The organism is Bacillus sp. FSL L8-0152, from assembly GCF_038006365.1.
Lineage (GTDB): Bacteria > Bacillota > Bacilli > Bacillales > Bacillaceae_G > Bacillus_A > Bacillus_A cereus.
The window spans coordinates 4,624,591-4,646,430 of record NZ_JBBOVB010000001.1 but is presented as its reverse complement, the minus strand read 5'-3'; the positions used below and the strand labels follow the sequence as shown (position 1 = coordinate 4,646,430).

The window sequence follows — 21,840 nt, the reverse complement described above, 5'->3', positions numbered from 1 at the left end:
AGAATATACTTGAAGGAGGAAATAAAATGGCAATTGTAAACGCAAATGACCAAAGCTTCGCAGCTGAAACTAGCGAAGGTGTTGTATTATTAGATTTCTGGGCACCTTGGTGTGGACCTTGTAAAATGATCGCTCCTGTATTAGAGGAAATCGATGCAGAACTAGGCGAAAAAGTAAAAGTAGTAAAAGTAGATGTTGATGAGAACCAAGAAACTGCTCGTCAATTCGAAGTAATGAGCATTCCAGCTCTTTTCGTATTAAAAGACGGTAAAGTAGTTGATCAAACGTTAGGTTACAAACCGAAAGAAGCGTTAGTAGAATTAGTTTCTAAACATTTCTAAAATAAAAAAGCTACCAGTTGGTAGCTTTTTTTATTTTCTTTTTTACAGTCTTTCCGTTACAATAAAAGAACGTATGTTGGGTGTTTGAGCATAGTATGTTTTCAAGGGAAAATAAAAATGCTAAGTATGTAGAAATGGAGGGAGACGAGTGCACGAACATTTGAAAGAGAAGTTGGCTATTTTACCAGATCAACCTGGTTGTTATTTGATGAAAGATAAGCAAGGAACGGTTATATATGTTGGAAAGGCAAAAGTGCTTAAAAATCGTGTGCGCTCGTACTTTACTGGTTCACATGATGGGAAAACACTGCGGCTTGTAGGAGAAATTGTTGATTTTGAATATATCGTAACCTCTTCGAATTTAGAAGCACTTATTTTAGAGTTAAATCTAATTAAAAAATATGATCCGAAATATAATATTCAATTAAAAGATGATAAAACATATCCTTTTATTAAAATTACGGCGGAGAAGCAACCGCGCTTACTCATTACTCGAAATGTAAAAAAGGATAAAGGAAAGTATTTTGGTCCTTATCCAAATGCACAATCTGCTCATGAAACGAAAAAACTGCTAGATCGTATGTATCCACTTCGGAAATGTACGAATATGCCAGATAAAGTTTGTTTGTATTATCATATGGGTCAATGCTTAGCACCGTGTGTGAAAGAAGTGACGGAAGAACAAAATAAAGAAATTGTAGATGAAATTATTAAGTTTTTAAATGGTGGACATAAAGAAGTTCGTTCAGAATTAGAAGTAAAAATGTATGAGGCCTCAGAGAAACTAGAGTTTGAACGTGCAAAAGAGTTGCGTGATCAAATTGCTCATATTGATGCAATTATGGAAAAACAAAAGATGATTATGAGTGACTTAGTGGATCGTGATGTGTTTGGATATGCAGTGGATAAAGGATGGATGTGTGTTCAAGTTTTCTTCGTTCGAAAAGGAAAGCTAATTGAACGTGATGTTTCTATGTTTCCAATTTACGATGAACCAGAAGAGGGCTTTTTAACGTTTATCGGCCAATTTTATGAAAACAGTAGTCATTTTAAGCCGAAGGAAATTGTCGTTCCAGGAAGTATAGACTCGGAATTAGTAGAGCGCTTTTTAGAAGTAGAAGCGACACAGCCGAAACGTGGTAAGAAAAAAGACCTTGTAGAATTAGCAAATAAAAACGCGAAAATTGCTCTTGAAGAGAAGTTTTACTTAATTGAACGTGATGAAGAACGAACGATTAAAGCAGTAGATCATTTAGGGAAGCAGCTTGGGATTGAAACGCCGTATCGTATTGAAGCGTTTGATAACTCAAATATTCAAGGAACAAATCCTGTTTCTGCAATGATTGCTTTTATCGATGGGAAACCGGCGAAGAAAGAGTATCGAAAATATAAAATTAAAACGGTTCAAGGACCAGACGATTATGAGTCTATGAGAGAAGTTGTGAGGCGCCGTTATACAAGGGCCCTTAAAGAAAATTCACCTTTACCTGATTTGATTATTATTGATGGAGGAAAAGGCCATCTAGCGGCTGCAAGTGATATTCTAGAGAATGAGCTCGGATTATATATTCCGATGGCAGGTCTTGTGAAAGATGATAAACATAAAACCTCCCATTTAATTATTGGGGACCCACCGGAACCTGTGATGCTTGAGAGAAATAGCCAAGAATTTTATTTATTGCAGCGTATTCAAGATGAAGTGCATCGATTTGCGATTACATTCCATCGTCAATTACATGGGAAATCTGTCATTCAATCAGCATTGGATGACATTCCAGGAATAGGTGATAAACGGAAAAAGGTATTGTTAAAACATTTTGGTTCATTAAAGAAGATGAAAGAAGCTTCTATAGAGGAATTTGTCGAAGCGGGTATGCCGAAAAATGTCGCGGAGACGATTTATACGTATTTAACAGATAAGAAGACGTTGTAGTTTACAACGTCTTCTGTTTTTTGGTATAATTTCTGAAGATTTAAAATAAATGCATCTGAATGAAAATACAAAAAAGTCAACTAAACTGATATGTCTAGTTGACTGTAGGTAATGCTTACACTTCAATGAGATCTTTTATATCCCATTTTACAAGAAATGTAATAGAGTCAGAACGTTTTTTCTTTTCTTCGTATGACTCTGCAACGACGTTCCGTTGCTTTTGAATTTGTTCAGCGATGAATCCAGCTTCTAGTTGATAAGAAGAATGTCGTTTTTGTTTTTGACGTTCTGCAATGAGTGTGCCTTTAAGTTGGAACTGCATTTCACGACGCTTATGTTCAATAATGCTTAAAGTGCCCCAGCCAGCTTTTTCAAAGAACTGAATGACTTCTTCAATTGTTTCTAGCGGATATTTTCTTGCAAGGTTTCTACCAGACCAGTATAAAATACCATCTAAATCGTTGCCGATTAAATCAGGTAGTAATTCTTCACGTAGCAATTCATAAGCGAAGGCGTTCAATGAAACATCTTCTAAAGATGTTATATCGATTGTATTTTTACTCACAATATTCCCCTCTTTCTATAGGGATTATTATATAACATTTTTCATTTATAAAAACAGATTTTTCTTTAGGGAAATCTGAATATCTAAGAAGAAAAAAAGAATTGCCAAATTATATGCAAATTATGTATACGTTTTCTTGACGCTTCGACAAAAATAGGGGTAAAATGAACTTGTTATCAAATTATGCTGAAATATTTCGAATAATTTTTTCAGTTTTTCTTATGCCAATAGTGAAAAAACATTATTGTTATAAATTAATCTGAAAACAGCAGTCAAACATTCAAGGGGGTAATGGGGACATGAAAGGCCGCGAGTATACGTTTCGTAAGTGGCACTCATTAATGGGGGTCATCCCGGTTGGTGTCTTTTTGACGCAACATCTAATTGTAAACAACTTTGCAACAAGAGGAGCAGAGGCTTTTAACAAAGCTGCAGGCTTTATGGAGCTCCTTCCATTCCGGTATGCGCTAGAAATTTTCATCATCTTTTTACCGATACTGTACCATGCTATATATGGCTTATATATTGCATTTACAGCTAAGAACAATGCGGTTTCTTACGGTTATTTCCGTAACTGGATGTTCGTTTTCCAAAGAATTTCAGGTATCGTTACGCTGATTTTCATTTCTTGGCACGTCTGGGAAACTCGTATTCAAGCAATGTTAGGTAAAGAGGTAAACTATGATATGATGGCAGATATTTTAAACAATCCAGCTATGTTTGCATTCTACTTAGTTGGTGTTGTTTCAACAATTTTCCACTTTGCAAATGGACTATGGACATTCTGCATCAGCTGGGGAATTACAGTATCTCCACGTTCACAAAGAATCTCTACTTATGTAACATTAGCTATTTTCTTAGGTCTATCTTATGTAGGTGTGAGTGCATTATTAGCGTTCATCGATCCACAGCTAGCAAATCAGTAAGGAGTGGGAGAGCATGAAAGGGAAACTTATAGTAGTCGGCGGTGGCTTGGCTGGCTTAATGGCAACGATTAAAGCGGCAGAAGCAGGAGTAAATGTTGAACTGTTTTCTTTAGTACCAGTAAAACGTTCACATTCTGTATGTGCTCAGGGCGGAATTAACGGTGCCGTAAATACGAAAGGTGAAGGGGATTCTCCATGGATCCACTTTGACGATACAATTTATGGTGGGGACTTCTTAGCGAACCAACCACCAGTTAAAGCAATGTGTGAAGCAGCACCTGGTATCATTCATTTAATGGACCGTATGGGTGTTATGTTCAACCGTACGGAAGAAGGACTTCTTGATTTCCGTCGATTTGGTGGAACGCAACATCACCGTACAGCATTTGCTGGTGCAACAACTGGACAGCAATTACTTTACGCATTAGATGAGCAAGTACGTCGTCACGAAGTAGCAGGACTTGTAACGAAATATGAAGGCTGGGATTTCTTACGAGCTGTTGTTGATGATGAAGGTGTGTGCCGAGGAATCGTTGCACAAGACTTACAAACTATGGAGATTAAAAGTTTCGGAGCTGATGCCGTGATTATGGCAACAGGGGGCCCTGGTATCATTTTCGGAAAATCAACAAACTCCATTATTAATACAGGTACAGCAGCTTCTGCTGTATATCAACAAGGTGCATATTATGCAAATGGTGAGTTCATTCAAATTCACCCAACGGCAATTCCTGGAGACGATAAATTACGTCTTATGAGTGAATCTGCACGTGGTGAAGGTGGACGTGTTTGGACATATAAAGATGGTAAACCATGGTACTTCTTAGAAGAAAAATATCCGGCTTACGGAAACCTTGTACCTCGTGATATCGCAACGCGTGAAATCTTTGATGTTTGCGTAGAGCAAAAACTAGGTATTAACGGTGAAAACATGGTGTACTTAGATCTTTCTCATAAAGATCCGAAAGAACTAGATATTAAACTTGGTGGAATTATTGAAATCTATGAGAAATTTACAGGGGATGATCCTCGTAAACTACCAATGAAAATCTTCCCAGCTGTTCACTATTCAATGGGTGGACTATGGGTTGACTATAAGCAAATGACTAGTATTCCAGGTTTATTTGCAGCAGGTGAGTGTGATTATTCTATGCACGGTGGTAACCGCCTTGGTGCAAACTCACTATTATCAGCAATTTACGGTGGTATGGTAGCAGGACCAAACGCAATTGAATATATGAAAGGTCTTTCTAAATCATCAGATGCTGTTTCATCTACTGTATATGAGCAAAATGAATTAATCGAAACAGAGAAATTTAACAATATTTTAACGATGGATGGTAATGAAAATGCATATGTTCTTCATAAAGAGCTTGGAGAATGGATGACAGATAACGTTACAGTAGTTCGTGAAAATAAAAAGTTATTAGAAACAGATGCGAAAATTGAAGAGTTAATGGATCGTTACAAACGTATTAACATTAACGATACAGCGAGATGGAGTAACCAAGGTGCTTCATTTACACGTCAACTTGCAAATATGTTTGAGTTAGCACGTGTTATTACAATTGGCGCATATAACCGTAATGAGAGCCGCGGGGCGCATTACAAACCTGAATTCCCAAACCGTGATGATGCAAACTTCTTAAAAACTACTATGGCAAAATTTGAAGGAGAAGGAAATGCACCAGCATTCCATTACGAAGACGTTGATGTTTCATTAATTAAACCACGTAAACGTGATTATTCTTCAAAACATGATGTAGCTGCTAAGGGTGAAGAGAAGGGGGATAAACAACATGTCTGAGAAAACAATCCGCCTCATCATTACGAGACAAGATGGACCAGATGCACAAGAGTTTGACCAAGAGTTTGAAATTCCATATCGTCCTAATATGAATATTATTTCGGCGCTTATGGAAATTCGTCGTAATCCTGTTGATTCAAAAGGAAACCAAACAACTCCGATCGCATGGGATATGAACTGCTTAGAGGAAGTATGCGGTGCATGTTCGATGGTTATTAACGGAAAGCCACGTCAATCATGTACGGCTCTTATTGACCAATTAGAACAGCCAATTCGCTTAAAGCCGATGAAGACATTCCCAGTTGTACGTGATTTACAAGTTGATCGCAGTCGCATGTTTAATGCTCTAAAACGCGTTAAAGCTTGGATTCCAATTGATGGTACGTATGACTTAGGTCCAGGACCAAGAATGCCTGAGAAAAAGCGTCAATGGGCTTATGAGCTTTCAAAATGTATGACATGTGGTGTTTGCTTAGAATCATGTCCAAACGTAAACAGTAAGTCTGACTTTATTGGACCAGCGCCGTTATCACAAGCTCGTTTATTCAACTCACATCCAACGGGTGAAATGCATAAAGCAGATCGCTTACGTGCAATTATGGGAGATGGAGGACTAGCAAACTGTGGTAACTCTCAAAACTGTGTGCAATCATGTCCGAAGGGTATTCCTTTAACAACTTCAATTGCGGCATTAAACCGTGATACAACAATTCAATCGTTCAAAGATTTCTTTGGTAGCGATAATAACTATTAATAAATATTGCCTCTTCATCTTGAAGGGGCAATATTTATAACTTCATTTTTCAGTTTATTCTGTTTTTTTCAGAAAGGGGAGATAGCGTTGAAGAGAATTTCTTATATTGAAGACTTCGAGAAATGGGAAAGTGGTTTTTCATTTTACAATCCTGTAAAGGTTCGTTTTGGTGAAGTAGATATGTTTGGACATGTAAATAATGTCGTTGCTTTTACTTATTTTGAAGAAGCTCGTATCGCGTTGTTTAAAGAACTTGGATTTATGCAAGAGTGGACACATGCATCATCAGAAACGATGATCGTTGTTGCGGATTTACAATGTAATTTTATTAAGCAAATATATTTTGATGAACAGTTGAAGGTGTATGTAAAGGCAGGATCGGTTGGGAACTCTTCTTTAGATCTACATTATATGGTGAAGAATGCAGAAGGAGAGGTTTGTTTAGTAGGTCGTGGAATGATGGTTCAAGCGTCGAAAAAAACAGGAAGAGGCGAACCATGGCCTGAAGAATGGAAGAAGAAATTACTACAATGATAGAGTGAAAGAAAAATAAGAGAGCAATTTGCTCTCTTATTTTTTGTCTTCCATCGCTTCTTCTAATGTTAAGTGATGTTTATATAGGTATGTAGCGTATGGATTACCAACGTAGCGTAAGTGCCATGGTTCATATGCATATTCTGTTGTATCTGTTTTATCTTCTAAGTAACGAATGACAAAGCCGAATTCATGAGCGTGTTCCGCGACCCATTTTCCTTCTGCTGTCTCCCCGAAAATAGGCTCTAATTGAAATTTAGCTGTTTTTGAACTAATATCCATTGCTAAACCCGTTTGGTGTTCACTCGTACCAGGAATTGCGCTTACTGAATTAGCCTCAGCTTTTCCTTGACGTCTAACGTATGTATCATGCAACGATTTTTGGCGTTTGTATGAACGATAACCAGATACAGCTGTAAGATCAAGCCCTTCTTTTTTCGCAGCTTTGAACATGTTTTCAAGTGCCTCCGCAGCATCTTTGCGTAGCAATGTTTTTTCTTTATCTTTTGGACTAGAAAATGGTACGTTTGGTCTCGTTAAGTCTTCAGGAATGTATCCATCTGGTAGTTTTCGATGTTTATTAATTAAGACAAGATTAGATTTTGGATTTGTTACAACTGAAAAGTCATTGTCTATTTTCTTTGCATTATGATCAGCTTTTGGAAAAGCAGGAATCTCTTCTTTTGGGTGGTTAGTATGTTTTTGACTTTCGACAGCTTTCGCTTCATTATGTAGTGGTGATTTAGAACCAAAGTAAGTGAAAGATGTGATACCGATTACAATAGTAGTGGCAGAAATAATTATTATCTTTTTCATAATGCCTTGTAATCACAGTCCCTTCTTAATAAAATGTGTATCGTTTTTTTTTATTATAAGTCTAGTTTGTTGGAAAAGGAATATAAGAGTCATAACGTAATAGAAATGCAAAGAAAATGTCAGAAAATGTGTGAATTTGTAGTATTTTTTTATATAATTCATTTCTTATCTTTCATGAATTGCATTTTTTATGTAATATATATACATAAGAAGATGTAGCGATTATCGAGAATAAAGAACTTCTTGTATAGACTAGGAGTGAATGGGAATGGATTTTGCAACAATTATTGGACTTGTTTTAGGATTTTTAGCAGTGGTAGTAGGGATGGTCGTCAAGGGCGCTGACGTAACAGCCTTATTAAATCCTGCCGCAGCATTAATTATTTTTATCGGTACATTTGCTGCAGTATGTATTGCATTTCCGATGAATCAACTAAAAAGGGTTCCAAAACTATTTAAAGTTCTTTTTGGTTCAAATAAAAAGGATTTAAGTTATGAACAGTTGCTAGAATTATTTGTTCATTGGACATCTGAAAGTAGAAAATACGGTATTTTGTCTTTAGAGCAACAATTAGACAAAATTCAAGATGAATTTCTTTTGCGCGGTATGAAATTTGTGATTGATGGCGTATCCGCAGAAGATTTAGAGCAGATTTTGGAATCTGAATTAGAGGCAATTGAAGAAAGACATGCAAAGGGAGCTGCTATTTTTTCACAAGCTGGTACGTATGCACCGACATTAGGAGTTTTAGGTGCTGTTATCGGTCTTGTAGCTGCGCTTGGTAACTTAACTGATATTGAAAAGTTAGGTCATGCTATTTCGGGTGCGTTTATTGCAACGATTTTTGGTATTTTTTCAGGTTATGTATTATGGCATCCATTTGCAAATAAGTTAAAGCAAAAATCTTCAGCTGAAATTGAGAAAAAACGTTTAATCATTGATTGTTTATTAATGTTACAAGAAGGTACATATCCGTTTATTATGAAGAACCGCATTTTAGGTGCACTTTCTGCAACTGAGCGTAAAAAGCTAGAAAAAGGAGCAGAAAAAAATGCGGAGTAAGAAAAATAGAAGAGGCAAAAAGAAAAAACATGATGAGCATATCGATGAAACGTGGTTAATTCCATATTCTGATATGTTAACGTTGTTATTTGCATTGTTTATCGTTTTATTCGCAATGAGTAGTATAGATGCTGCGAAGTTTAAACAGATGGCAGTTGCTTTTCGAAGTGAATTAGCTGGGGGAACAGGTAACAAAGAATTTTTAAGTGATCAAAAGCCAAATGAGGAAAAAGAATTATCAGCAAGTAGCCTTGAGGCAGAACAAGCAAAAAAACAAGAAGAAGCTAGAGCTAAAGAAAAAAAAGAGATGGATGAATTGAAAGCATTACAAAAAAAGATTGATCAATATATTAATGAAAAACAATTATCCTCTTCTTTTCAAACTAAATTAACTGAAAAGGGATTAATGGTGACAATATTAGAAAATATACTGTTTGATTCGGGGAAAGCAGATGTGAAATTAGAATCTTTAGGGATTGCGAAAGAGATGTCTAGCTTACTTGTTTCAGCGTCACCTCGTGAAATTACAGTATCGGGTCATACGGATAATGTCCCTATTGCCAATGCGCAGTTTGCGTCGAATTGGGAATTAAGTACGCAGCGGGCAGTTAATTTTATGCAAGTATTACTGCAAAATAAAGAATTACAACCAGAAAAATTTAGTGCGATTGGATACGGAGAATACCGTTCAATTGCTCCAAACGATACACAAGAAGGAAAGGCAAAGAATAGACGTGTGGAAGTGTTTATCTTGCCTTTAACAGAGAAAGTAAAATAAAAGAGGATGGCGAATGCCATCCTCTTTTATTTTACTTCAAATGATTTTAAGTTGTTGCGACGGATTTTATCTTTTTCTGCATCTGATTTTTTGAAATCATAATCATATAAAGCGCCTTCCCAATCGCCATACATTGGATTCGGGAAAATAATGAATTTCTCACCAAATTGTGCTTTTGAATCTTCTACTGTTTGGTTACGATCTTTTACAGATTTTCCATCAAAACCTGTGAAATCAGATAAGTTATCACCGAAGAATAAGACAATATCATGGGTTTGAGAAACGAGTTCACGGCGTTTTTCTTTTCCTTTTTCTTTCGGATCTTGTAGTAATATATGTTCTTTCGTTGCTTGAGGAGCACCTACACGCTCAAGATTTTTAATTGTTGCATCTAGTTGGTTCGTTTTACGATTTGAGATGTAGTAAATATCTACACCTTTAGACTCTGTATATTTTAAGAAATCAATTGCGCCTGGAAGGGCTTCAGCCTCAGCTTTATTAATCCAATCATCCCATTTGTAAGGATAGCCTTTGCCTGTTTTTACGCTCATTGCTTGATGAGGACTGTTATCTAAAACAGTTTCGTCTAAATCAAGTACGATAGCAGGTTTTTTCTCTGTCCCTTTTGCAAGAACTGCATCAAGCTTTAATTGACCGATATTGTACCCTTGGTAGTAAAGTGCTTTCGTTTCGCCAGCTGTTTGATACCATAAATCAGCCATTAATTGCTGTTCTGTTAATTTTACTTTCTCTTCTTTCGCCACTGTTTTCTCTGGTGTTCCTGAACATGCTACAAGTGATGTAGATAGAACCGCTACAGATAATAGAGTGGTAATGCCCCTCTTCATCTTCATATGTACCCTCCTTGATGTTAGAAAATCATTTTATATTATATATTAAAATATAATATTTTTATATGAACATTTGCATATTGTCTTTTGTATATATAGTAGTATGTCCTATATTAGAAAGATGAGCAAAATAATAATAGTTATTTTGACAAGTTTTATTGTCGTAATGACAATTATAATTGACAAAAAGAGTTTTGTTATTTACAATTTTAACTAAATAGAACAAATGATGGATTAATGACGGTGTTTACATATAAGAGGATGAAGTGTAGTGCTATATTTTTTCTTGAATAAACATAGTCTTTGAAAGAGAGTACGAATGATACTAAAGGGGAGGCTTTATACTTTGAGTTTACAAATTCAAAACTTAACGAAACAATTTGGGGAATCAAAAGCAGTTAACGGTTTGCAAATTTCGTTACCAAAAGGTGAAGTACTAGGATTACTTGGACGAAATGGTGCAGGGAAAACAACAACAATCAAAATGCTTCTCGGATTATTAACGCCTAATGAAGGTACGATTACGTGGGATGGAAAAGCATTTGGGGATAGTGGCGTAACAATTGGGTATTTACCAGAAGAAAGAGGTTTATATACAAAAAGTAGAGTAATAGATCAGTTGCGATATTTTGGTAGATTAGAAGGAATGTCGAAGAAAGAAGTAGATCAAGCTATTGATCATTGGTTAGAGCGTTTAGCGATACCAGAATATAAATTTAAAACGGCTGGAGAGCTTTCAAAAGGGAATCAGCAAAAAATCCAATTAATTGCTGCTCTTCTTCATAATCCGGAACTTCTCATTTTAGATGAACCATTCAGCGGCCTTGATCCAGTTAACGCCGGGATGTTAGCTAGTATTATTGAAGAACAAGTACAGAGCGGAAAGACGATTATTTTATCAAGTCATCGTATGGAACAAGTAGAGGCTTTTTGCCAACATGTATGTATTTTGAAAAAAGGTGAAGCAGTCGTAAAAGGACAGCTAAGTGATATTAAGAAAGAATACGGTTTCCGTAATTTAACGATTGAAGATACAGTAGAGAATGAAAAGGGATTAGAGGCTATACATGTATCGTATGAAAAACAACAAGGCCTTCTTTATGTGAAAGTACAAGACGATGCGGAAGCTCTCAAGATTTTGCAACAGTTGCAAGAGCAAGGTGTTAGCTTACGACAATTCAAAATGTTAGAGCCGACGTTAAATGAAATCTTTGTAGAGAGGGCGAAATAACGATGCGTAAATTTTCTCACGTATTTTCATTTTATTTTAGGGAAGCATTTTTATCTAAAAAATCATTAATTACGAGTGCCATTTTATTTTTAGTTGTGTTTGGGATTTTTGCATTTAATCATTTTACTTCAGGCGATGATAAAAATAAGGATAAAGATAAAATTGCAGTTGTAGTAGAGAGTTCCACATATAAAGTACAAAAAGATGAGCTAAATAAGCTATTGCCATCAGCAAAAATAACACTTGGTTCAAAGGATGATTTTGATAAACTGCATAAGCAAGTAGAAGAAGGCGATTTAGATGGTCTATTCCATGTGACGGAAAAGGGTGGGGCTCCATCGATTACATATATGTATAATGGATTTCCAAGCCAAGCAACTTCTGCAATTATGGCAGGATATTTAAAGCAACAATATACGATGGTGACAATTGCCAAAAATAATGTTTCACCAGAAATTGCACAGCAATTACAAACAGAAATTCAAGTAAAGCAAGAAGCGATAAAAGATCGTACATCTTCTTTCGGAATTGCCTATTTCTTTACATTTGCTTTATATATGTTTATTGTAGCGTTCGGAAATACAATCGCAATGAATATTGCATCTGAGAAGGCGTCACGTGTAATGGAAGTAATGCTTCCGAAAGTGAAACCTCTTACGATGATGTATGCGAAAATTTTAGCGGTTGTTTCAACGGCTTTATTGCAACTTGTCATATTGGCGTGTGGTTATCTTATTCCATATTTGTTAGGTTGGGTCGATTTAGAAAGTGCCTCACTATTGGGTATTCCAATTGACTTTACGAAATTAGATGCAAAGGTTGTAAGCATGTTTCTTGTTTATTTCATTACGGGATATTTACTTTATGCAATGATGTATGCTGCTGCTGGAGCTGTCGTGTCTAAGACGGAGGATTTACAAGCTGTATCTTTCCCGATAATGATTTTAATTATGGCTGCATTCTTCATTAGTATTAAATCATTAAGTGATCCGAATAGTACTATCGTTGTTGTAAGTTCTTACGTTCCATTTTTTACACCGATGGTTACCTTCTCACGTATTGTAGCTGGTGAAGCAGGTATGCTAGAAATTACGATAACATTAGCAGTCTTATTGGCGACAATTGCGATATTAAATGCTGTTACAAGCCGCATTTACGTAAATGGCGTAATGAATTACTCAGATAAAGTGAAATTTAAAGATTTAGCGAAATTTATAAAGCGTCAATAATGAGAGAAAAGCATGATTTCCTATTGAAATCATGCTTTTTCTTTATGTATAAATTAAAAATAGTATATAATAATAAGAGTCGTCTTTTAATAGAATGAATAAAAAGGAGGGTGTGCAGATGGGGATTAGTAGTCGTTTTACAGTAGGTGTTCATATGCTGACATTACTTGCGATAGATCGAAACTCTCGCTGTACCTCTGAATGGATTGCCGGTAGTGTGAATACAAATCCAGTTGTGATTCGTCGCATTACAGGAATGTTGAAGAGAGCAGGACTTGTTGATGTACAAGCTGGTAAAGGTGGTACGACACTTGCTCGAGATTTAGAAGAAATTACATTACTTGATGTATATAAAGCAGTGGAAGTTGTAGAAGAAGGACAGCTATTTTCCTTCCATGAAAATCCCAACATTGAATGTCCAGTAGGAGCTAATATTCAATCAGTATTAGAAATTATTTTAATGCAAGCGCAAGAAGCGATGGAAAACGTGCTTGCAAATGTAACGGTAGATCAATTAGTTACAAATTTAAAGTCTAAAATGAAAGAATAAAAAAGCGAGCTTCCTCATAATGAGGGCTCGCTTTTTTTTATTCAGAAATATTGAAAATTCTATTTTTCAGTATTTAAAATGAATTTACCTACGATAGCTGCGAAGATACCACCAAGAATTGGTGCTACGATGAATACCCATAGTTGAGAAAGTGCTTCTCCACCAACAAATAAAGCTGGTGCGATACTACGAGCTGGGTTAACAGATGTTCCAGTTAACGGAATTCCTAATAAGTGGATTAAAACTAATGTGAAACCAATTACTAGTCCAGCTAAAGAAGAACTTCCTTTTTTACCTGTTACAGCGACGATAACTAAAATAAATACGAAAGTTAAAATGAACTCAACTAAAAATGCTCCAGATAAACCAAGAGTTCCGAAACCATTTTGTCCTAAATTATCTAAAGGTGTTTTAGCAGATTTTAAAATTGTTACTAACGTTGCAGTTCCTAATAAACCACCTAAAATTTGAGCTAATACATAATAACAAAGTTCCATAGCGTTCATGCGTTTGTTGATGAACATAGCTACTGATACTGCTGGGTTAATGTGACATCCAGAAATTGTTCCGATGCTATATGCCATAGCTACAATAGATAAGCCGAAAGCCATAGCGATTCCTAATGTTCCAATTCCTTCGATTCCGCCGCCAGTGACAGCTACTCCAGTTCCGAATAATACAAGTACAAAGGTACCAATAAATTCAGCGATTGCTTTTTTTAACATAATTTACCTCCTATTAATGCGCATGAAACGTATTATAACATACGTTTTAGTATAAACAGCCAATGAAATACTATTCTGATAAGGCAAAATAGGGGGACAATAAAAAAGAGTATGGTTCATCTCTATAGAACCATACTCTTTTTTTATGCTGGTTTTTTCTGTTTAACGGCTGGAATAGATCGGTTTAAAATACTATTTGCAACCATTCCTAACATAATAATAATCATTCCAAGTAGGGAAAGCCCGCCAGGAAACGAACCATTCAAGAAAACAATTTCTCCAAGTACGGTAAAGACCATCGTTCCAGCTTGTGTTGCTTCAACAGCTCCAAGTAAAGCCAGGTTATCTTTTGCTAAGTCAGTAGCAAAGAAAAATGTCATCGTTGCAATAACGCCGGAACATAATGCTAACAAAAATCCTTGAAGCATTTGGCTAGATGTTGGAATACCCGTAGTAGAAAATCCGTATACACCAAGCAAAATTGTTATAGGAAGACTTCCAATTGCCATTCCTAATACACGTTGGAACGTATCAAGGCGTCCGCCAACAAGCTCCATCATTTTTCGGTTACCGAACGGATATAAGAAAGCGGCTAATACGACAGGTAAAAAACCTGAAATGAACTGAGTCATTGTAATATGGCCTGCGGCAGTTGCTTGCATACAAATTACACCAAGTAAAATAAATAAAGCAACATATAAGCTACGAAGTGGAATTTTTCCACGTACAAGTTTCGTACCTGATTTTGTTTCTATTTTCACAAAAAATAGTGGTGATAGTAGTAAACCAGCTAAAATCGTAACTTGCCAAGTTCCAGCAACGAGCCAAGCTGGAGAAAAGACAGCTGCGAAACTTAATAAAGAATAAAAACCAATACCGGCAACAGAACCCCATCCGATCCACGCCAATGGATGTTTTTTTAACTCTTCCCATAATCCCCTAAAGTTTTTGCGAAATAAAACGATAAGGAATAAAATAGGGAGAGCAAATAAAAAACGGAAGGAAGCTGTCCAAGCCCAGCTCGTTCCAGATACATTCATTGCTCTATTAATAATAAAGGTTGCAGAAAAAAAGGCCGATGATAAAAGACCTAATAAAATTGCGCGCATGAAGTATAGCACTCCTTTCAAAATAAATAATTATGTATAGTATGATATACTTTAATTGAATAAAAGTAAACTATTTTATACTTAGAGGTGGTTTTATATATGAAAGAAAATGAAGATATGCAAACGAAAGAAGTCATTCAACAAGTTGGACAGTTATTGAGACAAATTCGAAATGAACAGAAATTAAGTTTAGAAGAATTAGCTCATAAAACAGGAGTTAGTAAATTAACATTAGGAAAGATCGAAAGAGGGGAAACAAATCCGACGCTAGCTGTCATTTGGAAAATAACGAAAGGGTTATCAATTCCTTTATCTAGATTAATGGTTTTTGGAGAACCAGTAGCCGTTGCGCGCTGTGGAGAAGGATTTGCAGTAGATGTAGGACAAGCATGGCATTTAGAAACGATGTTCCGTTATACGAAAGAAACAGGGATGGAAATGCACCGTGCTTGTTTACGATCAAATAGTATATATGAACCAGAAGCTCATCATGAAGGTGCGATTGAGCTTGTAACGGTAATGAAAGGGAAAGTGTCTATTCAAGTGGAGAATGATGTATATGAATTAAATGAGTTTGATTCCATTCAATTTGAAGCGAATAAGAAGCATATTTATAAAAATGAAGAAGAAGAAGTGGCGGTATTACATTTAACGATGAAATATTCTTCATGAAAAAATCCCCTATAGAAAAATCTATAGGGGATTTTGTATACACTATGCTCAAATATATGAAAGAATGTTATTAGTAAGAGCGTGGCATAAGTAATAAAAAAATAAAATAAACTAAAAACCCCGTCCCAAAACATAAAACTGCAATGACCCAAAGTATGCGAATGAGAGTAGAGCTAATATCAAAATATTCTCCTAAACCACCGCATATACCAAATAGCATTTTATCAGTTTCGGATTTACATAATCTTTTTGACATCTTCCAATACACTCCTTTTTATAGCAAACTCTATACTTCTATTCTATATGGAAATCTATGAGGAGACTATGAGGTTGTATGACATTTTTTTAGGGAACAGTCATATTAATTGTCTTAATTTTCAGTTTATATTAAAGTTATAGTAAGAGGTAACTTTTAATAAAGGGTGGGGAAATAGAGATGACGGTATATTGGTTGACTAATGTAACGCTTGAATCGGGGTATACATATGAAGAGGGGAGAATTTCAAAAACAGAAACAGAGTTATGTAGTTTACTTATTGAAGAGGGACGAATTAAAAAAATTATAGCAGGGACTGTTCAAGAGGAAGGGGTACTCATTCTTGATGCTAATCGTTTATTAATTTTGCCCGCTTTCGAAGAGATGCATATTCACATTGATAAGACATATTATAGTGGTCCTTGGAAAGCTTGTATGCCAGCAGAAAGTATTTTTACACGTTTTAATGAAGAAGAAAAAATTTTACCAAAGCAATTAGCGACTGCCCAAAATAGAGCGGAAAATATGCTAGAGTTACTACTGCAAAATGGTGCAACGAATATTAGAACGCATTGTAATGTTGATCCAATTATTGGGCTTGGTAATTTGGAGGCGACGTTAGCGGCATTAGAAACATATAAAAATCGAGTGTCTAGTAGAATTGTTGCGTTTCCGCAACATGGATTATTGCGCAGTAATTCTGTGCAACTCGTGAAAGATGCGATGCGTATGGGTGCTCATCTAGTCGGAGGCGTAGATCCAGCTACAGTGGATAATGACATTGAAAAATCATTACATACAATTATGGATATCGCAGTAGAATTTAATGCGGATGTTGATATTCATTTGCATGATGCGAATAATCTTGGAACATTTACGATGAAGAGATTGGCAAGTTTAACAGAAGAAGCAGGATGGCAAGGTCGTGTAACAATTAGTCATGCACTTGGACTTGGTGGTGTTACTGATAAAGAGGCTGAAGAAGTGGCAGAAAGACTCGCAAATGTAAATATTGATATTACTTCAACGGTACCAATTGGTAAACAAGTAATCCCAATTCCGTTATTAGATAAAAAAGGTGTTAAGGTTTCATTAGGAAATGATAGTATTACAGATCATTGGTCACCGTTTGGAACAGGTGATATGCTTCAAAAGGCGAATCGATTAGCAGAGCGTTTTGGGTGGAGTGACGAAAGGTCTTTAGGAAAAGCACTTCGCTTTATTACAGGAGGAAAAGAAACGTTAAATAATGAAGGGAAGCGAGTATGGCCGAATGTAGGGGATGAAGCGAGTTTTGTTTTGACAAATGCGACATGCGCTGCTGAAGCAGTAGCGCGTCAAACAGAAAAACGTTTAGTCGTGTATAAAGGAAATATTGTTGTTGGAAGTTTAAATGAGGTGGAATTAAATAATCTTGTGTAGAAGAATCGTTTAAATATTTTGAGGGGGGTTCTAATGGTAAGTCTAGAACTCTTCTTTTTTATTCTTACAGTATATTTTTTATAGGAAAGCTAGAAGGGATGAAAATTTTGGACAATCAACATAACCAAAATCATATTATGGGAACTTTGCAATGGTTTATATTTTTATTAGCAAATTCAATCGCACTACCAATTGTCGTTGGCGGATTATTTCATCTTACGACGGAAGAAATATTTTATTTAATGCAGCGTACGTTTTTGGTAGTTGGTATATCTTCTTTTTTACAAGGCTGGCTTGGGCATAGACTGCCAATTGCGGATGGGCCGGCTGGATCTTGGGTTGGTGTATTTACCGTGCTTGCTTATGCAACGGCCGGACAGGATCAATTACATAGTACACTGCAAATTTTAGAATTAGGAATGATAATCTCCGGTGTTATTTTAATAGGATTAGGAGTAACTGGTTTTATAGGACGTATTTTATTTTTATTTACGCCGCTTGTGACAGGGACGTTTTTACTTTTATTATGTTTACAATTAAGTGGTGTATTTTTAAAAGGAATGTTAGGGATTACAGCTACTATTTCTCAAATTGACGGATTTACAGCAATGATCGCGTTTAGTATATTTTTGTTCGTTATTATACTATCTAATTTCGGAAAAGGCTTTGTCAAAAGTTATGCAGTTTTAATAGGATTAATTAGTGGGTGGATTATTTTTCTCATTGCAGGAAAAGTGACAATCCCATCTCAAGTAACTCATTTTGTGCAACTTCCACATATATTTGCTTGGGGACTTCCAAAATGGAATACAGGTATGGCTGTATCAAGTTTCGTTATGGTATGTATTTTAGTTTCGAATACGGTGGCAGCTATTATAGCAATTAATCAAGCAACTATTCATAAAGCGACTATTGAACAAAAACAGTTGAAAGCTGGAACATGGGTTGGGGGGATTTCACATATCATCTCTTCTGTATTTTCAACTGTAGGTGTCGTTCCGTTACCAGCAACGGCAGGATTTATACGTTTAACAAAACAAAAGTATATACGATCGTTCTTAATGGCATGTGCGTTACTAGTCGTAATGTCTCTTTTTCCAAGTATTATTCGTTACTTAGCATCTTTACCATCTGCTATCGCATCGGCTGTTTTAATGGCTTCGTTCGTACAGTTAATTGGAATTGGATTTAATAATATAAAACAAGTGCCGATGAGTGAAAGGAATGTAACGATTTTAGGCGTTGCAGTATTATTTGGCAGCGGCGTTATGTTTTTACCGTCTGGAGCACTCCAATCCTTGCCGTCTGTTATGCAATATATATTCGGTAATGGTTTATTTGTAGGTACGGTTGTAAGTATATTGCTAGAACAAATATGGCGCGTTGGAAAGTAAGTGGATAAAAAGAGTGTACGCACTGTATAAAAGTCTAAAATAACATAGGAAATAAAGCCCATTTTCATTCACCACCTGCACATTTCGTTCATACAATATCTTGACTAAATAAACACCCAACTTACACATACACAGCTCTGGCTTAAGCAAGGAGGGTTATACCAGTTGAAGGAAAAAGCGTATCAATCTAAACCTTTACTCACAAAGAGAGAAAGAGAAGTATTTGAATTACTGGTTCAAGATAAAACAACGAAGGAAATTGCAGGTGAACTTTTTATAAGTGAAAAGACAGTTCGCAACCACATCTCAAATGAAATGTATAATTGTAACTAGTGATTACGGTTATAAAAACTTTCTCAATATTTTTCAGAAGAATAGGAGAATACATGTTCTCATTTATATGGTAGAATATTTTGTAAATACAGGGAGAAGGCGTTATTTGTTTGAAATGAAGGGGGCTTTTCAATTGAGATTTCACAAAAAGATTATCGGAATAATTGAGGATCGGGAAGATTTAAGCCTAAGCTATGTAGCAGAACAAATCGGAGTTTCTAGACAATACATGTCAAAATTTAAAAATAAAGGCGCAATTGGATTTTGTCAGCTCGTTAAGCTGTCACATATATTAAGTGAGAAAGATAAAACATTTAAAGAAACAATGGCCGAATGGTGTCTAGAACTAGATACTACTGAGGCTATAAAACAAAGTTTTGAATATGCTTGTGTAACACGGAATATTAATCTTTTAGGGAAATTACTTACAAAGCATAAAGATGAAACAGGAACTATACGTGAATATGTTTCTGTATATGGAATCTTGTATCAATATATCATCGGAGAAGTTCATGGAACGGAAATTGTTAACCAACTGAAAAAAGTTGGACAACCCAAAGATAAAGTTCTAAACATTCTTATGGATATAATGAAGTGTTACAATTATTTCCACTTAAAGAAGTACAATTTAATGTTGGAATTAATCCAAGAAATCGAAGCTCAAGTTGAGGCTGTTGATAGCGATAGAAAATCTTATATTAAAGAATGTTATATATATCGAGTGGCAGAAATTTTTGCCCCAGTATATTTACACTATAATCATTTAGATTTAGCTAGAAAATTTGCTAATGTAATAATAGATGCTAATATCAGCGAAAAGACCATCTCAGACGCATTGTACATACTAGGAATGTCTTATCTAGGTGAGGACAAGGAAAAGAGTCTCAAATACTTTGAGGACAGTTACACGCTATTTAAAAAGGTCGGAGACAAAACGTACGAAAAAGAAGTGCGTTATAATCTAGATTTTGCTAAGATATATTTAGGCGAACCCTTAGCAAAGGATTCAGACCCACACTTAATACAATTTCAAAGTAGTCCAGATACTCAAATGTTAAAATTGCTTCAAGAATCCCTATATGATGGGGAAGAAGAAGACTTTCTGGTATACTATAAGGGAATTGTAAGCAATTCACCGAATGAGATATATGAATGTTTTCAAAAGTTTCTGCTGCAATCTAATTATTTTTTTACAAGTTTGGTTGCAAAAGAGATTTACAAAAGAGGAGATCAATCGGGGTTAATTAAATCGATGATGAATTTTAAGGGGAACATAGGAAAGGGAGTGTTTTGCAGTGAAAAAGATAGCTTCTACAATCTTAATTGCATTAACAGTATTCACAGCGTTGAGCGGATATACCGCAGAGAAACCAGATCACTACAAACAAAATGAAACGATAACATATATGCAAGAAACGATTAAGCCCGGTGGTTGAATCGTTTGGAAATTAAAGACTGAGAAAATTCTCAGTCTTTTTCTTATGGTCAACTAAAATGAAAAAACGAAAAGTAATGTACTTTTCAGAATATTCCCGTGGGGAAATGTTATTATATACCTACAGAGGACGGAAGGGGGATATATTTATGGGAACAGAAGAGATATTAAAATCGTTCCTAAAATGTATTGCTGAAGCTTCTCAAAATGAAGAAGATATACAACGATACATTGAAACAGCATTTAATATTAAAACAAACTAAAAAATAGTGATGATCCAGTTGCCACCACTATTTTTCAGTTGGATTATTTAATTTTTCAAGACTTTCCATGATCGATAGCATATTTTGTAGAACGATTTCTTGATGTTCTTCAGGTAATTGTTCTAATCGAGACTTTATACCGTGGTATTTCTTGTTAAAATCCTCATCTACTTCGCGAGAGTCAGACCTCCCTAAGATAAAATCAATAGGTACTTCAAAGAAATTAGCAGCACGTTCCACGGTTTCGCGAGAAGCTGGTTTAAGACCTGTTTCGAATTTAGAAACACTGCCAGCAGTAACGCCAATTGCCTTGCCAACCTCGGTCTGAGTTAATTTACGCTCTTTTCGTAATTGACGCAGTCGATCTTTAAACTCCACAATAATCACCTCATATAAGTGGTTTGTTGAGTTTATTATAATGTTTCCTGTAGGGAAAATCAATGATATAAAACAGTCGATTATTTAATAAAATGCAAAAAAAATATGTCTTGAATTTTCCCTCAGGGAATGTTAAGGTGATTTACACAGATATAGGAAGGAGTCATCAAATGAAAACAAATGTAGAAGAAACAAAACTGAAAACAGCATTTAAAAATTCTGGATATAAATATCACGAATTAGCTGATGCACTTGGTATTTCTTGTAGTTATTGTTACAAGCTCATTAATAACCATCATTATAAGAAGAAAATTTCTTATAACTTAGCTTCTAGAATGGCGAATGTGTTGAAATCAGATGTAGTTGATTTGTTTGAGGAACAGGTCGATTTTTTTTAGGCTTAAATGTTCCCTCAGGGAATATTTTTATAAAAATTTTTGAGTGTTGTCTCAGTGAAAATGAATCATATGGTGTT

24 protein-coding genes are annotated in these 21,840 nt (G+C 35.5%); 17 read left to right on the top strand and 7 right to left on the bottom strand.

The genetic code is table 11. The features are described 5' to 3' along the window. Nucleotides 1-26: 26 nt before the first annotated feature. Together trxA and uvrC are read left to right on the top strand one after the other, a co-directional pair. Entirely contained in the window at nt 27-341 is a 315-nt protein-coding gene (gene trxA / locus MHH27_RS23520; protein WP_001018944.1) for a thioredoxin, read from the top strand. 148 nt (nt 342-489) lie between these two features. After that, on the top strand, nt 490-2,274 hold the full coding sequence (uvrC, locus tag MHH27_RS23515) for an excinuclease ABC subunit C (protein WP_000544300.1): 1,785 nt from the start codon (nt 490-492) through the stop codon (nt 2,272-2,274). A gap of 115 nt (nt 2,275-2,389) precedes the next feature. Here the strand turns inward: uvrC and MHH27_RS23510 are convergent, their stop codons facing one another. After that, nucleotides 2,390-2,839, bottom strand: a complete 450-nt coding sequence (locus MHH27_RS23510; RefSeq protein ID WP_000042214.1) for a YslB family protein — start codon at nt 2,837-2,839, stop codon at nt 2,390-2,392. A gap of 299 nt (nt 2,840-3,138) precedes the next feature. On the opposite strand from MHH27_RS23510, the gene sdhC reads away from it, so the two are divergent. From sdhC to MHH27_RS23490, 4 genes are all read left to right on the top strand, one after another. Beyond that, on the top strand, nt 3,139-3,765 hold the full coding sequence (gene sdhC / locus MHH27_RS23505; protein ID WP_000678354.1) for a succinate dehydrogenase cytochrome B558: 627 nt from the start codon (nt 3,139-3,141) through the stop codon (nt 3,763-3,765). Between the two features lie 13 nt (nt 3,766-3,778). Then, the gene (gene sdhA / locus MHH27_RS23500) at nt 3,779-5,572 is read left to right on the top strand and encodes a succinate dehydrogenase flavoprotein subunit (protein WP_000676743.1); all 1,794 of its coding nucleotides are present in this window, start codon (nt 3,779-3,781) and stop codon (nt 5,570-5,572) included. After that, on the top strand, nt 5,565-6,326 hold the full coding sequence (gene sdhB / locus MHH27_RS23495) for a succinate dehydrogenase iron-sulfur subunit (RefSeq protein WP_001291830.1): 762 nt from the start codon (nt 5,565-5,567) through the stop codon (nt 6,324-6,326). Before sdhA ends, sdhB begins: the two co-directional genes overlap by 8 nt. Nucleotides 6,327-6,413: 87 nt before the next feature. After that, nucleotides 6,414-6,860, top strand: a complete 447-nt coding sequence (locus tag MHH27_RS23490) for an acyl-CoA thioesterase (protein WP_000822727.1) — start codon at nt 6,414-6,416, stop codon at nt 6,858-6,860. Nucleotides 6,861-6,896: 36 nt separating this feature from the next. Here the strand turns inward: MHH27_RS23490 and MHH27_RS23485 are convergent, their stop codons facing one another. Continuing rightward, the gene (locus MHH27_RS23485) at nt 6,897-7,676 is read right to left on the bottom strand and encodes a M15 family metallopeptidase (RefSeq protein WP_053563591.1); all 780 of its coding nucleotides are present in this window, start codon (nt 7,674-7,676) and stop codon (nt 6,897-6,899) included. 268 nt (nt 7,677-7,944) lie between these two features. On the opposite strand from MHH27_RS23485, the gene motA reads away from it, so the two are divergent. Together motA and motB are read left to right on the top strand one after the other, a co-directional pair. After that, a complete protein-coding gene (motA, locus tag MHH27_RS23480; RefSeq protein ID WP_000344862.1) occupies nt 7,945-8,739 on the top strand; it encodes a flagellar motor stator protein MotA in 795 nt (264 codons plus the stop codon). Then, the gene (gene motB / locus MHH27_RS23475; RefSeq protein WP_001256741.1) at nt 8,729-9,517 is read left to right on the top strand and encodes a flagellar motor protein MotB; all 789 of its coding nucleotides are present in this window, start codon (nt 8,729-8,731) and stop codon (nt 9,515-9,517) included. The genes motA and motB overlap by 11 nt, the downstream gene beginning before the upstream one ends. A 26-nt stretch (nt 9,518-9,543) precedes the next feature. Here the strand turns inward: motB and MHH27_RS23470 are convergent, their stop codons facing one another. Then, on the bottom strand, nt 9,544-10,371 hold the full coding sequence (locus tag MHH27_RS23470) for a 5'-nucleotidase, lipoprotein e(P4) family (RefSeq protein WP_000782772.1): 828 nt from the start codon (nt 10,369-10,371) through the stop codon (nt 9,544-9,546). 343 nt (nt 10,372-10,714) lie between these two features. Here MHH27_RS23470 and MHH27_RS23465 point away from each other — a divergent pair, with 343 nt between their 5' ends. From MHH27_RS23465 to MHH27_RS23455, 3 genes are all read left to right on the top strand, one after another. Next, on the top strand, nt 10,715-11,599 hold the full coding sequence (locus tag MHH27_RS23465) for an ABC transporter ATP-binding protein (RefSeq protein WP_000058130.1): 885 nt from the start codon (nt 10,715-10,717) through the stop codon (nt 11,597-11,599). A 2-nt stretch (nt 11,600-11,601) separates the two neighbouring features. Further along, nucleotides 11,602-12,828 (top strand): ABC transporter permease, encoded by a 1,227-nt coding sequence (locus tag MHH27_RS23460; protein WP_023523128.1) that lies wholly within the window; start codon nt 11,602-11,604, stop codon nt 12,826-12,828. A 118-nt stretch (nt 12,829-12,946) separates the two neighbouring features. Then, on the top strand, nt 12,947-13,378 hold the full coding sequence (locus MHH27_RS23455) for an Rrf2 family transcriptional regulator (RefSeq protein WP_000512998.1): 432 nt from the start codon (nt 12,947-12,949) through the stop codon (nt 13,376-13,378). A 59-nt stretch (nt 13,379-13,437) separates the two neighbouring features. Here MHH27_RS23455 and MHH27_RS23450 read toward each other — a convergent pair whose 3' ends face one another. Further along, nucleotides 13,438-14,103, bottom strand: coding sequence for an aquaporin (locus tag MHH27_RS23450; RefSeq protein WP_000913213.1), 666 nt, complete (start codon nt 14,101-14,103; stop codon nt 13,438-13,440). A gap of 143 nt (nt 14,104-14,246) precedes the next feature. After that, nucleotides 14,247-15,212: a DMT family transporter gene (locus tag MHH27_RS23445; RefSeq protein ID WP_090976979.1), complete on the bottom strand. Its 966-nt coding sequence runs from the start codon at nt 15,210-15,212 to the stop codon at nt 14,247-14,249. Nucleotides 15,213-15,311: 99 nt separating this feature from the next. Here MHH27_RS23445 and MHH27_RS23440 point away from each other — a divergent pair, with 99 nt between their 5' ends. Then, a complete protein-coding gene (locus MHH27_RS23440; RefSeq protein WP_000661921.1) occupies nt 15,312-15,884 on the top strand; it encodes a helix-turn-helix domain-containing protein in 573 nt (190 codons plus the stop codon). Between the two features lie 70 nt (nt 15,885-15,954). On the opposite strand, the gene MHH27_RS23435 is transcribed toward MHH27_RS23440, so the two are convergent. After that, a complete protein-coding gene (locus tag MHH27_RS23435; RefSeq protein WP_097925187.1) occupies nt 15,955-16,140 on the bottom strand; it encodes a PspC domain-containing protein in 186 nt (61 codons plus the stop codon). Between the two features lie 180 nt (nt 16,141-16,320). Here MHH27_RS23435 and MHH27_RS23430 point away from each other — a divergent pair, with 180 nt between their 5' ends. The 4 genes from MHH27_RS23430 to MHH27_RS23415 all read left to right on the top strand — a co-directional run bounded on the left by MHH27_RS23430 (nt 16,321) and on the right by MHH27_RS23415 (nt 20,682). Beyond that, on the top strand, nt 16,321-17,562 hold the full coding sequence (locus tag MHH27_RS23430) for an amidohydrolase family protein (protein ID WP_000219588.1): 1,242 nt from the start codon (nt 16,321-16,323) through the stop codon (nt 17,560-17,562). A gap of 98 nt (nt 17,563-17,660) precedes the next feature. Continuing rightward, a complete protein-coding gene (locus MHH27_RS23425; protein WP_340944312.1) occupies nt 17,661-18,956 on the top strand; it encodes a purine/pyrimidine permease in 1,296 nt (431 codons plus the stop codon). A gap of 165 nt (nt 18,957-19,121) precedes the next feature. Beyond that, nucleotides 19,122-19,289 (top strand): helix-turn-helix domain-containing protein, encoded by a 168-nt coding sequence (locus tag MHH27_RS23420; protein ID WP_000659485.1) that lies wholly within the window; start codon nt 19,122-19,124, stop codon nt 19,287-19,289. Between the two features lie 67 nt (nt 19,290-19,356). Next, nucleotides 19,357-20,682, top strand: coding sequence for an AimR family lysis-lysogeny pheromone receptor (locus MHH27_RS23415; RefSeq protein ID WP_340944310.1), 1,326 nt, complete (start codon nt 19,357-19,359; stop codon nt 20,680-20,682). Between the two features lie 332 nt (nt 20,683-21,014). Here MHH27_RS23415 and MHH27_RS23410 read toward each other — a convergent pair whose 3' ends face one another. After that, nucleotides 21,015-21,365 (bottom strand): helix-turn-helix domain-containing protein, encoded by a 351-nt coding sequence (locus MHH27_RS23410; protein WP_000394560.1) that lies wholly within the window; start codon nt 21,363-21,365, stop codon nt 21,015-21,017. 137 nt (nt 21,366-21,502) lie between these two features. On the opposite strand from MHH27_RS23410, the gene MHH27_RS23405 reads away from it, so the two are divergent. Next, nucleotides 21,503-21,763 (top strand): helix-turn-helix domain-containing protein, encoded by a 261-nt coding sequence (locus tag MHH27_RS23405; protein ID WP_340944308.1) that lies wholly within the window; start codon nt 21,503-21,505, stop codon nt 21,761-21,763. The last annotated feature ends 77 nt before the right edge of the window (nt 21,764-21,840 follow it).

Bases quoted from the DNA above. Each gene is read 5' to 3' on its own strand.
- trxA (WP_001018944.1), top strand. From the start codon at position 27: ATGGCAATTGTAAACGCAAATGACCAAAGCTTCGCAGCTGAAACTAGC.
- sdhC (WP_000678354.1), top strand. From the start codon at position 3,139: ATGAAAGGCCGCGAGTATACGTTTCGTAAGTGGCACTCATTAATGGGG.
- sdhA (WP_000676743.1), top strand. From the start codon at position 3,779: ATGAAAGGGAAACTTATAGTAGTCGGCGGTGGCTTGGCTGGCTTAATG.
- sdhB (WP_001291830.1), top strand. From the start codon at position 5,565: ATGTCTGAGAAAACAATCCGCCTCATCATTACGAGACAAGATGGACCA.
- MHH27_RS23485 (WP_053563591.1), bottom strand. From the start codon at position 7,676: ATGAAAAAGATAATAATTATTTCTGCCACTACTATTGTAATCGGTATC.
- motA (WP_000344862.1), top strand. From the start codon at position 7,945: ATGGATTTTGCAACAATTATTGGACTTGTTTTAGGATTTTTAGCAGTG.
- motB (WP_001256741.1), top strand. From the start codon at position 8,729: ATGCGGAGTAAGAAAAATAGAAGAGGCAAAAAGAAAAAACATGATGAG.
- MHH27_RS23470 (WP_000782772.1), bottom strand. From the start codon at position 10,371: ATGAAGATGAAGAGGGGCATTACCACTCTATTATCTGTAGCGGTTCTA.
- MHH27_RS23460 (WP_023523128.1), top strand. From the start codon at position 11,602: ATGCGTAAATTTTCTCACGTATTTTCATTTTATTTTAGGGAAGCATTT.
- MHH27_RS23455 (WP_000512998.1), top strand. From the start codon at position 12,947: ATGGGGATTAGTAGTCGTTTTACAGTAGGTGTTCATATGCTGACATTA.
- MHH27_RS23450 (WP_000913213.1), bottom strand. From the start codon at position 14,103: ATGTTAAAAAAAGCAATCGCTGAATTTATTGGTACCTTTGTACTTGTA.
- MHH27_RS23445 (WP_090976979.1), bottom strand. From the start codon at position 15,212: ATGCGCGCAATTTTATTAGGTCTTTTATCATCGGCCTTTTTTTCTGCA.
- MHH27_RS23440 (WP_000661921.1), top strand. From the start codon at position 15,312: ATGAAAGAAAATGAAGATATGCAAACGAAAGAAGTCATTCAACAAGTT.
- MHH27_RS23435 (WP_097925187.1), bottom strand. From the start codon at position 16,140: ATGTCAAAAAGATTATGTAAATCCGAAACTGATAAAATGCTATTTGGT.
- MHH27_RS23430 (WP_000219588.1), top strand. From the start codon at position 16,321: ATGACGGTATATTGGTTGACTAATGTAACGCTTGAATCGGGGTATACA.
- MHH27_RS23425 (WP_340944312.1), top strand. From the start codon at position 17,661: ATGAAAATTTTGGACAATCAACATAACCAAAATCATATTATGGGAACT.
- MHH27_RS23415 (WP_340944310.1), top strand. From the start codon at position 19,357: ATGGTAGAATATTTTGTAAATACAGGGAGAAGGCGTTATTTGTTTGAA.